Here is a 13,863-nt window from a genome sequence, read left to right as displayed (position 1 = left end):
TCCACACGGAGGGCTCCGGAGGGCGCTGTCTGGACGGACGCAAGATGTCACCACCCAGCGCGAGGAGTCACCGATCGACGACGCCCGCGTAGTCGCTGATGAGGCCGTCGACGCCGACCGCCGCGAGCTGCGTCGCCTCGTACCACGTGGTTACCGTCCAGACGTTGACCGCACGACCCGCAGCGTGGGCCCGCTCGATGAGCCCCAGCTCGGCCCCCGCGACCGACCCGTCAGTGAACGGCGTCCCGCCGACCAGTTCGATCGGCGGGTGGATCGCCGCCGCGTCGTGTCGCTCGGCGATCGCGAGGGCATCTTCGACGGAGCGCCAACAGATCGGCGCGACCGGATACGACGACACCTCGCGGGTGGCCGCCAGCGCCCCTTCACAAAACGACGAGCAGAGTACCTCGTGGTCGTACTCCTCCAGCGTCTCGACCACGCGTGTGACAAATGGTCGCCACGCGTCGATCCGGTCGGAAAGTGTATCTAGGTCGAGCTTCTCGGCGACGTGCAGGTCGGATCGTCCGGGATTCTTTAGCTCGATGTTCACCCCGACAGCTGGTGGAATCGCTTCGAGCGCCGTCGACAGCTGGGGTACAGTCTCGCCACTCTCGAGTACCTCCGCACGCGCGACGGTTGCCGTGTCGGTCTCCCATACCAGACCGTCGATGTCGGTGAGCCCACGGGCTCCCGCGTCGCGACCCGCGAGTTCGTCATCGTGAAACACTACTACATCGCCGTCGGCGGTCGCGACGACGTCGAGTTCGATCAGGTCCGCCTGTCGGCTCGCCGCCTCGAACGCGGCGACCGTGTTCTCGGGGTGCTCGCCGGCGAACCCGCGGTGTGCGATACGTGTGCACTCCTCCGGTGTGCGCCCTGCCGACACATCCTGCCCCGTCACGGCGCGTCCTCGATCGGGCGCTTCGTCTTCGAGACCACCTCAATGTTCGTGACCGCGGTCTCTGGGTACGAGCCGTCCGCGTCCTTCTCTGCGGCTTTAACCATGTCCCAGACGACGTTGAGACCGGTTGTGACCCCTTCGAGCGCCTCCATCTCACAGCCGGTCGTTCCCGTCGTCTCGACAGCGACGGTCAGTTCGACGCGATCGGGTTCGACGACGAACTCGGTCTCTACGTTGGTGATCGGAATCTGGTGGCACAGTGGGATCGTCTCCCAGGTGTGTTTGACCGCCTGTATCGCGCCGATTCGCGCGGTGGCCAGTACGTCCCCTTTGGCCACCTCGTCGGCGCGGATCGCCTCCACCGTCGACGCCGTCAGTCGAATCTCCCCACGAGCCACCGCCCGTCGTGCCGTCGTCGGCTTCGACCCGACGTCAACCATCTGCACGTCACCGTCGCTCGTCGTGTGTGTCAGATCGTCTCCCGATCCGTGGTCACTCATCGTACAGCGCCTGCGGGAGCCGATCGATTAAGTCCGTCGCCACGAGGCCGTGACCGTGCGCCTCGGCCGCTGCGTCGCCGGCGAGGCCATTCACGTAGGCGCCAGCGGCGGCAGCAACAAAGGGTGTCGTGCGTGCTGTGAGAGCACCGACGACCCCCGCGAGGACGTCGCCGGTTCCACCGACCGTCATCCCAGGGTTTCCGGTTCGGTTGCGTCTGGTGACCACCGACCCGTCGTGTCCGGGTTCTGTTGGTACGCCCGCGATCACGTCCTGTCGTCCCTTGACGAGCAGCGTATACCCGAGTTCAGCGGCAAACGCCTGAACGAGTCGTGCGCGCTCGACCGGGTCAGCGGCCGTTTCACCGCCCATCTCACGGAGTTCACCCTGGTGAGGCGTACAGATCACCTCGGCGTCGGTGTCGACGTCGGGAACGACGCGGAGAGCGTCGGCGTCGACGACTACTCGTCGCTCGTACTCGGCGAGGAACGTCGCGACTGCGTCGGCGGTCGCCGGTGCGTCGCCGAGTCCTGGGCCGATCACGACCGTGTCGACGTCGGTCGCCAGCGACATGAGCTGTGAGGTGTGAGACGAATCGAGCGTCGAACCCAACAGGGGGTGGACGATGAGGTTCTGACTGAACGCTTGAACGGTGTCTGCCACCTCACTCGGGCACGCGACGTGTGCGAGGTCGGCACCGGCCCGGAGCGCAGCACGCGCGGTCAACGTCGGTGCTCCGGCGTACGGCCCGCCTCCAACGACCAACACGGCTCCGTTGTCGCCCTTGTGGGAGTCTGGATCACGGCCGAGCCCGAGCAGCGTACCGGGTCCGGTGCACTGTGTCGCCGCTGCCGGGATGCCGATAGATGCGACGGTCACCGTCGCGTCGAGCGATGCCAGGCCAGGTTTCTCGTCGTGAAACGTCACGATCCGGTCGGCATCGACAGCCATATGATCGGCGTCACCGGCTGGGTTGCCGGTATCGGCGTCGATCCCTGTCGGGACATCGACGGCGACTACTGGAGAGTCCACCCCAGACGACGCACGCCAGTCGTTGATCCGTTCGATAGCCGTCCGAACAGGCTCCCTCGGAGCGCCTTGTACGCCAGTACCGAGCAGTGCGTCGACGACGACGTCGGGGGAGCCGAACTCAAGGTCGGTCGAGTCGGTGACGACGCTCGTCGGAACCTCACTCGCTTCGAGACTGTCCCAGTTTTCGCGCGCTGCTGCCGTGTGGATTGTCGTCGGACGACCGAGGAGAAAGACGACGACCTCGCGGTCAGTGAGGTGACGTGCGGCGACGAACGCGTCACCGCCGTTGTTTCCCCGGCCACAGAGGAGGGTGACGGTGTCGCCTGGGTCGGAGACGGTGAGCACCTCGCGTGCGAGTGCGCCACCCGCAGACTCCATCAGTCGGACAGGCGAGACGCCGAGCGCCGCGGCGTTGGCGTCGGCCGCAGCCATACGCTGACTCGAGATCACGTGTGTTGCTGCGGCGCTATCGGATAAAAACGTACGGACAGATCGATTTCGCTTAGACGGCCGGATCGTCCGCGGTCGTGTCTGAATCAGCGGTCTCACATCCGGGCATAAACCACTCTGCGGGACAGATACCGGTGAAGCTACTCTGTAACAAATTCAACCCAGCAAAGGCTGCGACCGCGAGGAACCATGGACTGACGAGCTGTGAGAGTCCGACCCCAAGCAGTACAACGACACCGGCGAGTCGTCTAACCCGCTGTTCGCATTGCCGTGTCATTACAGTACAATACTACGGCAGTGACCCACTTAACCTCTCGGATCGACACGGTCACTGCCACGTGTCGACGATTTTCTCCGGAACCGGTGGGGTGTGATGGGGGCCCGAACGCTTGATACACGGGCCAACAAAAGCGCCGACCGAGCAACTAACAGCAGTCGTCGTCAGTACCGCAGACGCTGCCGTAGTCGACTCCGGTTTGGTCGCTAATCGCCTCGAGACACTGCGTCACCATGGTGGTGAACGCGAACTCCGAGCGTTCCGCTTTCGCCGCCGCAAGCTCCTCGCCCAGACGCGTGGCCGCTGTTACGACCTCGTCGTCACTGAGTCCGCCTTCGACGGTACCCTCATCGGAAGCGCTCAACAGCACCCACCTCCAGAAGTGCGCGCGAACTCCTCGCCGATCTCGTCGGAGATGGTTTCGTTCGTTCGCTGGAGCAACTCGACGAGCGCCGTCTGTGCTGCCTCCTGGCGCTGGATCGTCTCCGTGTTCGACATCTCGGTCTGAAGTCGTTTTAGCTCCGTCATCACCGACGTGTCGAACTCGCCGCGCTGCATCTCTTGTTGTTTACCCCGATACTCGCGGCGCAGCGCCATCGCGTCGTCATCGTCCTGTAACGCCTCGTCGGCCGCGACAAACTGGCGGTACGTCTCCGACTCATCGAGGGCGTCGAGGAACCCGCGAAGTGCCACTTCTACGTTGGCTTCTAGATCTCTTTCGCCCGATACGTCCATGCTGCCGTCAGCCGCCTCGTCCGCATCTCGCGTATCGCTCACGAGGGGGTCACCTCCGGTGTGTCGGCATCAGCGACCGCCGTGAGCCCGGAGATCTCCTCACCGAAGTCGCTCAGCTCGTTGAGTCCGACCGGTTCATTCCGCCGGAGCGGTGCTATCATCAATGGCGCATCGAACCGGTCGCGAATCTCGTCGAGGTACTCCGCCTGCTGAGCGCGCCGGTTCGCGAAGAAGGCGTTGTCGCCGTACTCCTCAGGGAGAAGATAGTTGGCGACGACGAGCGAGGTCTCGATGCCGACCTGATCTTCGAGGTCTGCGGCGGCCCGATACGCCTCCATCATCGGTGTGTACTCGGGGTACATCACAAACGCGAAGGTGCTCCGTTCGGGATCTTTCATCGTCTCGATGACCTCGTCGTACTGGTCGCCTTTGGCGGGTGCAGCACCTTTCGTCAGCGAGCCGAGATCCATGAACCCCTTCCAGTCGGAAGGAAGCTCGAGCAAGCGCAATGTGTGACCCGTCGGTGCCGTATCGAAGACGACGACGTCGTAGCCGTCCTCATCGAAGTAGCTCACGAACTTTTCGAGCGCAGCCATCTCTTCGGCACAGGGCGACTCTAACTCCTCTTCGACGTTTGCGATTGCGGCATCGACGTCGATCTGGGTGTCCGCTTTGTCCTCGTACATCTCGGTGACGTGATCGAGGACCTGCGCACGATACTCTGCGAGCGCCTCCTCTTGATCGATACGCGCCGCGTCGAGATTCGCCTGGCCGACTGCGGTGGGCGCGTGGCCCACCGGCTCGCCGAAGATATCCTCGAGGTGTGCGGCCGGGTCGGTCGTGACGACGAGCGTCTCGTGACCGGCCTCGGCGAGCTTCGTTGCCGCCGTTGCAGCGACGGTACTCTTGCCGACGCCTCCTTTCCCGGTGAAAAAGAGATACTGTGTCTCCGCGCCCGGCGTGAGCTGGTCGACGACTGCGTCGGCGTCTCCCATCGAATTGAAATCGACTGCGCCGTCGGTCTCGGCAGTAGTCGCAGCCCCGACATCGATGGTGGCCTCGTCACCGTCGTAGAGAACGCCGCCCACGTCTGTGAGGAGTTCGAGGCCAGCTATCTCGCCGGGCTGAAGCGGGTACGTAGCGGTCACATCCGCGTCGAATTCCTCGCGGGCGCGCTCGATGACGGCCTGTTCGTCCGTGCGTTTCCCCTCGAAGAATGGGTCATCACACACCGACTCGGGCAGGTAGCCGTTGAGAACCAACAGCTGGGATTCGATCCCGAGTTCGCCGAGGTCGCTCGCGCTGCGTTCGATCTCGTCGATCGAAGAGTCCTCGGGCTTGCCGACGAAGGCGAAGGAAGTGCGCTCGTCGTCTTGAAGTATGTCGATCGCGCGCTCGTAGTCCTGTTTTTTGTCCTCCATCGAGGCCGCCGGCCCGATACAGGTCGAGCCGCCCTTCTCGAGTTCTGCGTTCCAATCAGACGGGAGCTCCATGAGTCGAATCGTGTGGCCCGTTGGCGCCGTGTCGAAGACGACGACGTCGTACTCCGGGCTGTCCATGAAGTCGACGAAGTTGTCGAAGGCCGCGATCTCTTCGACGCAGGGGCTGTTGAGCTGCTCTTCGACCGTCTGGATCTCCTCTTCACCGAGCAGTTCGCGCATCGGCTCGATCGTCTCCTGGCGGTACTCCTCGGCGGCGGTGTCCGGGTCGATCTCGATCGCTGAGAGGTTCTCGATCCCGTCGATCGCGGTGACCTCGTGGCCGATCGACTGCCCGAAGATGTCCGAGAGGTTCGGGGCAGGGTCGGTGGTCACCAGCAGTGTCTCGTAGTCGTTGTCGGCGAGCCACGTCGCAGTCGCACAGCTCACCGTGCTCTTGCCGACGCCGCCTTTCCCACTAAAGAAGACGAACTCGGTCTCGTCGTCGGACGGTTCCACGACGTCACTCGCGTTCGTCGTTGTCGGCTGTGTTGATGCCATTCGTTACGCCTCCTGTGGCGCGGCGCTCTCGCTGACAGCTGCGGTCAGATCGTCGTACGAGAGGTACTCGCCTTCCGCGACGATCTCGTCGTCGACGACCGTGATCGGGAGGATCGACGTGCCGTCTTCCTGTACGCGGTCGTAGATTCGCTGGGTTTCGAGGAACTGATCGACGTTGTGTTGCATGTTCGCTCGGCTGACCTCAAGGTCATCGAACGCGTCTTCGAGTTGGTCGAGTGCCGCGCTGACCTCGACGAGTTCGTCGTCGGGATCGGGGCCACAGACCCCGGTGGAACAACACATCGCTTCCTCATAGAGGGTGAGTTCAGTCATGATGGATCTCGATAGTCGTCGATCGCCGGCGCTACCGCACACCGTAAGACACCGTGTCGATTTGTCCATTTCGATCGACTCATTTGAATATCTGTTCATACAATTATAAGGCCTTTGATCGAGAGCCACACGTCGGTTGTGTGGCCGATCGCCGGGTCTGTCCGACACCGATGAGTATCGCATGGCTCCGTCGACAGTGCCCTTCTTCAGGCAGATAGCACGCTGTTTCGTGTTGTGAGGAGCAAAAACGCACGGGAAGACGACACCATGCTACGGTCACGCTTGTGATCAGTCCATCGGGTTTAGAAGGTGTGCACGCAGCTTATTGGCGAGAGAATAGCTGAACAATCTCTCTATTGACGGTACTGGCGACTATATCGGTGGAGAGGACACTCCACAATCCTTATTCTCATATCTGCGCAACTGTATCGTATGTCTTCGACCGATCGCCTCCGACGGTACGTCGTCGACGAATGCGGGTCCTGTACCGATGACGACCTATCAGAGCGAATCGCAGAACTCGAAGCGTTGAACGAGGCTATCGGCGGGTCTGAGATGAACGACGACGTCGAACTGCTGTCTGCACTCGCAAACGAAACGCGGTACAAGATCGTCCGAATGCTCCACGCGACCGACGACGACGAGTTGTGTGTCTGTGAACTGTCTCCGTTGTTGGACGTCAGCGACAGCGCAATCAGTCACGCTCTCTCAAAACTCACTGATGCCGGTCTCGTCACCCGCCGAAAGGAAGGCAAGTGGCGGATGTACCGGGCAACACCGCGTGCGAACGCGGTTCTCGTCGCACTCGACGGCTCACGGTTACTGTGAACGCTACCCGGCTCAGAGCACCCCGGCGAGGACCGTGTTGAACAGCACGCCAATCATGATCCCAACCGTCACCACCGTCGCCGCGTAGATTGCAAGCAATCGGCGTTCGAACAGCTTGTTCAACAGGATTAGATTCGGGATGCTGATACCTGCTCCACCGATGACGAATGCTATCACCGTCCCGATCGGGATTCCGGCCTCGGTAAGCGAGTGAGCGATCGGTAACATGCCACTGATGCTCACGTAGATCGGCGCGCCGGCGAGTGCGGCGATCGGCGTCGCGAGCGGATTCTCTGGCCCGGCGACCCGCTGGAGGAACGCCGCGGGTACGGCCCCGTGGATCAGCGCACCGATCGCGATCCCGACGGCAATGTACGGGAGGGTGTCACGGAAGAACGAAACTGCGCCTTCGCCGGCTGCAGTCACGCGTGCTTTGTGCGTTCGATTCGTCGCCGCCGTACTGCACTCGCTACATCCGCTGGCGTCGGCCGGAGCCGAGGGAGACGTGCCGCCATCGGTCGCAATCTCGCGGCCACCAGTCGTGATACGAACGTCTTTGATGTACTCACTGAGGTCGAACGTCCCGATAACCAGGCCTGCGATAACCGCTGCGAGCAGCGCAGTAGTCACGTACGCGATGGTTACGCCGGCTCCAAATAACCCGAACAAGAGAAACACGGCAATCCAGTTGACGATCGGCGAGGCAATGAGAAACGAGAACGCCATTCCTGTGGGTGCGCCGGCGCCGAGCAGCCCAGCCAGTACGGGCACGGTCGAGCACGAACAGAACGGCGTCACCGCCCCGAGTCCCGCCGCAAGAACGTTCCCACTCCCGTGATCTCGTGCTTGGAGCATCTCCTCGACGCGCGCTGGTGGGAGGTACTCCTGTGCAAGTCCGACGAGGAATGACGCCCCAATGAACAGTGGCGTGAGGATCGTCACCAGGTGAAGGAAGTAATCCCACGAGTCGAGCAACGCCGCCTCAGTGCCTGGTGGGATCATCGGTCGTCACCCAGTGCTGCGGCCAGATCGATCAGTTGGAGGCTTGCGGTGTCCGCAATCCGGTAATACGTCCACCTTCCATCCTTTCGCGTGTCGACGATACCAGCATCGCGAAGCTTCCGTAGGTGCGACGCGACCGTGGACTGTGGTGCGTCAAGCACCGTCTCTAGCTCGCAGGCGCAGAGTTCACCGTCTCGGAGCGCGTGGACGATTGCGAGCCGGTTTTCGCTTGCCAACGATTTAAGCGACGATAGCTCCGCTTCGATCGTTGTATCGTTGGCTCGCCGGGTAGCGGGAAACGGCTCGTCACGACGGGCCTCACTCTCGATTCGTCGGAGCGTCCCACTTGCAGATTCAGCGCTGGTCTGACTCGGCGTGTTCTGTGTGTTTGGCATCGGCGATCAATCGTCTGTGCCGGTGCTGTTCTCGGTAGGCATACCTCGCTCGTCGTGGTCGCTGTCAACGTCCTCTATCTTCACGTCACAACAACTGTTCTCGTCGTCTGACCCGCCACCGAACAGTCGGTCGAGTATCGACATACATATCGGTGAATCCCGATACGGCTTAACTTATTTGGTCAGACGTTCAGATGACAGCACTTACCTGGTAGCTGTATTGTTGGTAGGCTGATATACTTGAGAAAGCGCTTCAATGTAGTGTTTCTACGACATGCTCGTTGATCGAGAGGCTTCCTACCCGGTCTCACTGTTGTTCTCATCCAGCTACCGGGTCATTTCTACTAGGTCCACCGAGCTGGGGCGACTTACGCTCGGTACTCAACGCGGAGGAGCGAACGTGACCGAATCCAATACCAGCAGATCAACTACCCACATGAATCTATACCACCATGTCGAACAGAGAACCCACGACACTCGAACCGTTGTACAACTTGGGTGACGCGGATGTACTATCCACTTCGAGACCACTGAGTACAAACACCACTTGCCCACCACCCCCAGCGGTCGGCAGTATTGATTAAGGACGTTTTATTCACATAATCAAAAAATTGGCAGGTGTGAAAATCACCTAGTGTGATGTGTGAGAATTCCTTACACTCTGTTATGAGTTCCTTAACGCCCTTCGACGAGGAAGAATTCAGTCTCCTTGTCCGCAAGTCGATCGGCAGTGAGGAGGGGACTGGTGAGGCAGTCGTAGATGCGTTCCTCGCTGCGGGAGTGGACGTCTACGAGCTTCCCACCACGCTGGCTGAGTGGATTGATCCCGATATCTTTGAGACTCTCCAGTGGTCTTCTGGTCGTCCGCTATACCTTTGTACGCAGATTTGGGACCACCGAGTGGTCATGGCCCCGGAAGAGGTCCGGATCTACACCGATCAGGTGGATATGTGATGCCCCACCCTCTTGGGAGCACCCATTTGCTATCGACTATGAGGGGCCACGATGTCTAGCCCTCCCGATGGCACCCGTGGAAGGCGTACTCAGGACGAGGAGTCCCTGTATCAGCACCTGATTGAAGGGGTTTCCTCCCACGCTATCTTCATGCTTGATTCAGATGGTATGATTATTGCTTGGCCTACTCCAGCCCGGACGCTGTACGGGTATGACTCAGAATCGGTGCTGGGCAACAGTCTGCGGGAGCTGTTTGCCGACGATGGGACAGCCGAGTTCGATATCGATATTGAAGAGGACGAATCACACCCTGATGTCGCTGCTATGCTTGCCGAGGCTGAGGACGACACGATCAGTGACAAGCAGTGGCACGAGCAGGCAGACGGCTCTGTCTTCTGGGCCACGATGACCATCTCGCCACTCGAACACAACGAGGGATATACAGTCATCAGCCAGGACACGACGGCGAAAAAACAGTACGAGCGAATGCTCGAGCACCAGAACGACCGCCTCAAGGAGTTCACCGACATCCTGGCCCATGATCTGCGGAACCCGCTGAACGTGATCGACGGCCGGCTCGACCTCTATCAGGAGACCGGCGATCCCGAGCACATCGAATCGATCGAAGCGACGACCGACCGAATGGAACAGTTGGTGGACGACCTGATACGGGTGGCCCAGCAGGGTAACATCGTCACGGGTCCGGAACCGACCGACATCAGCGACGTGATCACCACCGCGTGGGAAGGGACGGGCGGTACTGCGGATGGGGCAACGCTGGACTACGAGACGGTGCGTCCAGTGAGTGCGGACGCCGACAGACTCTGTGAATTATTCGAAAACCTCTTGCGGAACGCCGTCGACCACGCCGAGTCAGATGTGACCGTCCGGGTGGGGGCGCTGCCGGGTGGGATCTACATCGAAGACGATGGGCCTGGGATCCCCGAGGACATCCGAGAAGAGGTATTCGACCACGGGTTCACGACCCGTGAAGAGGGCTCGGGATACGGGCTCTCTGTCGTGCGTACCATCGCCAACGCGCATGGTTGGGACGTGAGGGTGGCCATAGCCGACGCTGGTGGAGCCCGGTTCGAGATCACGGGTATCGAGTTTTTGTGAGCCATAAGACTCTCGGAACCAAACCACCAATTCCACATCGCATGCATTGAGACGACCAGCCTCAACTACGTACCATTTCTGTATAGCAATATGTGGTATATACATCCCAAGACGAACGGGAAACATATCTTAATTCAGTCATTTTCTCGCGGGCTCCGGAAAAATTACCATCCTCGCAGTATGAGCAGGGACATGACACGCTCCGATTGGGGAGACTGGCTACCGCAGGCAGTCGCCGACGCCGACCCAGACACCGTCTCACTCTGGTATTTGGGCTGTAACGGCTTCGCGATCAAAGGCCGAGATGGGACGGTCTTGTGGATCGACCCGTACGTCGGCACCGGTGACCCGCCGCGGACAGTCCGGATGATTCCGGTTCCATTCGACCCAGAAGACGTCGATATCGCAGACGCGGTGTTGGCGACACATGAACACACAGACCACGTTCACGGTCCCTCACAGGCGCCGATACTCGCTGCTACGGGGGCCCCACTCATCGCGCCCGACGATTCCATTGCTGTTGCGCGTGAAGACGAGCAGTGGACCGACCGGTGGGACATCGATTCGGACCAGTTCGTGACAATCTCTGTGGGCGACACACGAGAAATCGGCGAGTTCAGCGTTCATGTGGTCGAAACGTACGATCCCGACGCAACACACCCGGTTGGCTACGTGATCGAACACGACACAGGAACGATCTTTCACGCTGGGGACAGTAAGCCCGCACCGACGTTTCACGAGCTCGCAGACGCGTTCGACATTGACGTCGGTATTCTCGCCTTCGGCTCGACCGGCATGATACCGGATAAGGCCATCGGCGAGCCAACGAGAACCACGTGGTACAGCGACGAGACACAGATTGTCGAGGCGGCGGCCGACCTCGCGCTCGACCGGCTCGTGCCAACTCACTGGGACATGTGGAAAGGGCTTACCGCAGACCCAACCGCCTTACACGACCACGTTCGGAGCTTCGATCGGCCGAGACGGCTCGATATCGTCGAAATCGGCGATCGGATCGAGTTGTGAGGTCGGTCGTACGGGCACCGCAACGACCACCTCCTCCGCACAATTTATCACCCCGCTCGCGGTGCACGTTGACATGAACGACCGGGCGTCAACTGTCGTCGAGTCGGATGGAATCCGCGTCGAGAAGTCGTTCACCCGTGATGACTTTCCCGTACCGGCGGTGACGTTCGAACTTACTTCCGCACGTGATACCGCTGTTACGGTTCGGCTGGTAGATGCGATCCCCGAAGCGATTGGGATGGAAGCGATCGGGTTCCACCCGGCGTACGGGAGTGAACACTGGACCGCGTACAGCGACCACCGCGTCGAGTTTGAGCGGACACTCGCACCCGATGAAGCCGTCGAGACCGTCTATGGCGTCCGAGTGGATGACCCCGATCCAACGGTGTTTCTTACCGAACCGACCGTTGACACCGCGTCGCGTGATGCGGAGATCGAAGACGTGCTCGGGCCAGACGGCGCAGCACGGGTCCGTGAGGCGCTTTCGACCGGACAGAAGGGTCTCGAACCGCTCGAGGCGGATACGGCCGACACACAGCCAGCTCCCGCTCTCGAGAGCGATGATTCGGCTGAGACGACGTCATCAGAGGCGGCACCATCCGAGACGGCGGCTGAAGCGGACTCGACAGCCGAATCTACGACCAGTCCCCGTCCGTGGCGGTCACAAACGACCTCCGTGATCACCAGACGGGAGCCGCAGACAACGGCAGACGCAGCCGAGAGTGACGACGACGAGACAGACCCGGCTGTATCGGTCTCTACAACGGCCAAGACGGGTGCTCCCAAGCGGGATGCCACTGTTAGGGGGTCGACGGCCTCCGAAGAGGCGGTGACAGTAGATGTCGCCGCCGAGTTGGCCGCGGCGATACGACGCGACGAGGTCGAACAATCGGACCTCGAGACACTTCGCTCTGCGCTCGATACTGGGCCGCCACCGAGCGTCGACGTTCGCCTCGACCGACTCCAAGCACGGGTTGGCGAGTTCGACGCCTACACAGACGCCCTCTCGACGCTGATCGACGAGGAGGGGCCGGCTGAAGCGGTGTTCGCCAGGCTCGAAGCTCTCGAGGGTGCCGTGGAGTCGGTCGAAACGAGACTTGACGCCGTCGAACGCGCACATGCCGCGCTTGCGAGCGACGTGCCTATGGGTGCCGAACAGCTCACAGACGTCGCTGACCGCTTGGATACTGAGGTAGGTGCACTCGAAGACCACACAGATGAGGAGCTAGCAGCACTCAAAACAGACATCAAAGCGCTCGAAGACCAGCTTTCCGAGTTCGAGACGTTCCGTCGTCGACTCAACGAGGCGCTCGACCCGTGATCGGATCCACCGCCGAAGCACAATCCGTTTTAGCACCCGCCTCACAGAGACAGTAATGACCGGCCCGCTCCCTGTCGCTGTTCCTCGAAAGGGGCGGCCGCTTGAGGCGGTTCTCGACCGCCTTGCGGCCGCCGGTGGGACCGACACGCTCGAGTCGCTCGCCGACCGGGTCAGCAGCACGCTTCGATACGAGAAGGCGGTGACGAAAGGCGGCGTTGAGGCCGACGCGGGCCCGTACCAACGGCTCGCAGACTACTCTGAACCGGATGATCCACGAGAGCCAGAGTTCACGTTGTTGCGCGACGACCGTGACGGCAAACCTCGCCGCATCGTCTTTGACGCGGTGACCGTCTCCGTCGGCGACGTCGAATTAACGCTCGTCGGCCGTGAAGAGCCCTTTCGCGCGCTACGGACCCACGAGTTCACACTCGGGTTTGACTCGGCCGATCTCGTCTTAGAGGAGGTTGTCGGCATCCGCGCATCGGGTCTTCGAAATCTCGTAGACGTGAACGACCGAATCGACCCGGTCGACACCGATGTGCGCGTCGTCACCGGACTCGGCGATACAGTGTATCATACGCTCATGGGCCGACCGTCCGTGCTTACCCCCGGAGAGCGCTTAGACCGGGCCTTCTTAGAGGCGTACGATGGGACGCTGTGTATCTCGCCGCGGTACGAGCGACTCGTCACTGCGGTTGTCGGGACGGCGGCGCTTGATGGCGTCGAATTCGTGTATCCGCCCGCAACTCGTACAGAGGAGGCGGCTATCGCTGATGCCGGTCTCGGCGTCTACCTCACGGTCACCGGGTCGACAGCACGCGATCACGGACTCGTGATCGGCGAACAGCTGTTCCCGAGTGAGACAGTACTCATGCGTAACACCGCAGAGTCACACCCGACGGCTCGCGAGGCGGTCGCACTCTTCGATGGGGTGGTTACGGAGTCGAAGCTCACAGTGTAAACTACCCGCCTACTCGCTCCCGACCGCCTTGCGGCGGTCGGTCACTTCTTGA

At 61.2% G+C, this 13,863-nt stretch carries 17 protein-coding genes; 6 read left to right on the top strand and 11 right to left on the bottom strand.

All coding sequences use genetic code 11. From position 1 onward, the window contains the following. Positions 1-67 precede the first annotated feature (67 nt). The 8 genes from ACWUI7_RS03910 to arsD all read right to left on the bottom strand — a co-directional run bounded on the left by ACWUI7_RS03910 (position 68) and on the right by arsD (position 6,205). A complete protein-coding gene (locus tag ACWUI7_RS03910) occupies positions 68-901 on the bottom strand; it encodes a glycerophosphodiester phosphodiesterase (protein ID WP_496640890.1) in 834 nt (277 codons plus the stop codon). Continuing rightward, complete coding sequence (moaC, locus tag ACWUI7_RS03905; RefSeq protein ID WP_496640889.1) at positions 898-1,401, bottom strand: cyclic pyranopterin monophosphate synthase MoaC; 504 nt, start codon at positions 1,399-1,401, stop codon at positions 898-900. Before moaC ends, ACWUI7_RS03910 begins: the two co-directional genes overlap by 4 nt. Continuing rightward, complete coding sequence (locus tag ACWUI7_RS03900) at positions 1,394-2,881, bottom strand: NAD(P)H-hydrate dehydratase (RefSeq protein ID WP_496640888.1); 1,488 nt, start codon at positions 2,879-2,881, stop codon at positions 1,394-1,396. Before ACWUI7_RS03900 ends, moaC begins: the two co-directional genes overlap by 8 nt. Positions 2,882-2,933: 52 nt before the next feature. After that, entirely contained in the window at positions 2,934-3,158 is a 225-nt protein-coding gene (locus ACWUI7_RS03895) for a YgaP family membrane protein (protein WP_496640887.1), read from the bottom strand. A 148-nt stretch (positions 3,159-3,306) separates the two neighbouring features. Then, a complete protein-coding gene (gene hcsS / locus ACWUI7_RS03890) occupies positions 3,307-3,528 on the bottom strand; it encodes a halo-CC-star protein HcsS (RefSeq protein ID WP_496640886.1) in 222 nt (73 codons plus the stop codon). After that, positions 3,519-3,893 (bottom strand): halo-CC-star protein HcsL, encoded by a 375-nt coding sequence (gene hcsL / locus ACWUI7_RS03885; protein ID WP_496641098.1) that lies wholly within the window; start codon positions 3,891-3,893, stop codon positions 3,519-3,521. Before hcsL ends, hcsS begins: the two co-directional genes overlap by 10 nt. Before the next feature lie 38 nt (positions 3,894-3,931). Continuing rightward, the gene (gene arsA, locus ACWUI7_RS03880; protein ID WP_496640885.1) at positions 3,932-5,872 is read right to left on the bottom strand and encodes an arsenical pump-driving ATPase; all 1,941 of its coding nucleotides are present in this window, start codon (positions 5,870-5,872) and stop codon (positions 3,932-3,934) included. A gap of 3 nt (positions 5,873-5,875) precedes the next feature. After that, a complete protein-coding gene (gene arsD, locus ACWUI7_RS03875; protein WP_496640884.1) occupies positions 5,876-6,205 on the bottom strand; it encodes an arsenite efflux transporter metallochaperone ArsD in 330 nt (109 codons plus the stop codon). 432 nt (positions 6,206-6,637) lie between these two features. Here arsD and ACWUI7_RS03870 point away from each other — a divergent pair, with 432 nt between their 5' ends. Then, on the top strand, positions 6,638-7,033 hold the full coding sequence (locus tag ACWUI7_RS03870; protein WP_496640883.1) for an ArsR/SmtB family transcription factor: 396 nt from the start codon (positions 6,638-6,640) through the stop codon (positions 7,031-7,033). Between the two features lie 12 nt (positions 7,034-7,045). Here the strand turns inward: ACWUI7_RS03870 and ACWUI7_RS03865 are convergent, their stop codons facing one another. From ACWUI7_RS03865 to ACWUI7_RS03855, 3 genes are read right to left on the bottom strand one after another with little or no spacing between them, the layout of a single operon-like run. Next, positions 7,046-8,035, bottom strand: a complete 990-nt coding sequence (locus ACWUI7_RS03865) for a permease (RefSeq protein WP_496640882.1) — start codon at positions 8,033-8,035, stop codon at positions 7,046-7,048. After that, a complete protein-coding gene (locus ACWUI7_RS03860) occupies positions 8,032-8,430 on the bottom strand; it encodes an ArsR/SmtB family transcription factor (protein WP_496640881.1) in 399 nt (132 codons plus the stop codon). Before ACWUI7_RS03860 ends, ACWUI7_RS03865 begins: the two co-directional genes overlap by 4 nt. 6 nt (positions 8,431-8,436) lie before the next feature. Next, entirely contained in the window at positions 8,437-8,574 is a 138-nt protein-coding gene (locus ACWUI7_RS03855) for a hypothetical protein (RefSeq protein ID WP_496640880.1), read from the bottom strand. Between the two features lie 522 nt (positions 8,575-9,096). Here ACWUI7_RS03855 and ACWUI7_RS03850 point away from each other — a divergent pair. The 5 genes from ACWUI7_RS03850 to ACWUI7_RS03830 all read left to right on the top strand — a co-directional run bounded on the left by ACWUI7_RS03850 (position 9,097) and on the right by ACWUI7_RS03830 (position 13,811). Beyond that, complete coding sequence (locus ACWUI7_RS03850; protein WP_496640879.1) at positions 9,097-9,384, top strand: hypothetical protein; 288 nt, start codon at positions 9,097-9,099, stop codon at positions 9,382-9,384. 51 nt (positions 9,385-9,435) lie between these two features. Continuing rightward, positions 9,436-10,503, top strand: coding sequence for a sensor histidine kinase (locus ACWUI7_RS03845; RefSeq protein ID WP_496640877.1), 1,068 nt, complete (start codon positions 9,436-9,438; stop codon positions 10,501-10,503). 192 nt (positions 10,504-10,695) lie between these two features. Next, the gene (locus ACWUI7_RS03840; RefSeq protein WP_496640876.1) at positions 10,696-11,529 is read left to right on the top strand and encodes an MBL fold metallo-hydrolase; all 834 of its coding nucleotides are present in this window, start codon (positions 10,696-10,698) and stop codon (positions 11,527-11,529) included. 73 nt (positions 11,530-11,602) lie between these two features. After that, a complete protein-coding gene (locus ACWUI7_RS03835) occupies positions 11,603-12,850 on the top strand; it encodes a hypothetical protein (RefSeq protein ID WP_496640875.1) in 1,248 nt (415 codons plus the stop codon). 55 nt (positions 12,851-12,905) lie between these two features. Continuing rightward, complete coding sequence (locus ACWUI7_RS03830; protein WP_496640874.1) at positions 12,906-13,811, top strand: phosphoribosyltransferase HisG-related protein; 906 nt, start codon at positions 12,906-12,908, stop codon at positions 13,809-13,811. Positions 13,812-13,863: the final 52 nt, after the last annotated feature.

Source organism: Halorubrum orientale (genome assembly GCF_059623105.1).
The sequence above is the reverse complement of the archived record's forward strand: the minus strand, read 5'-3'. Positions and strand labels throughout refer to the sequence as shown.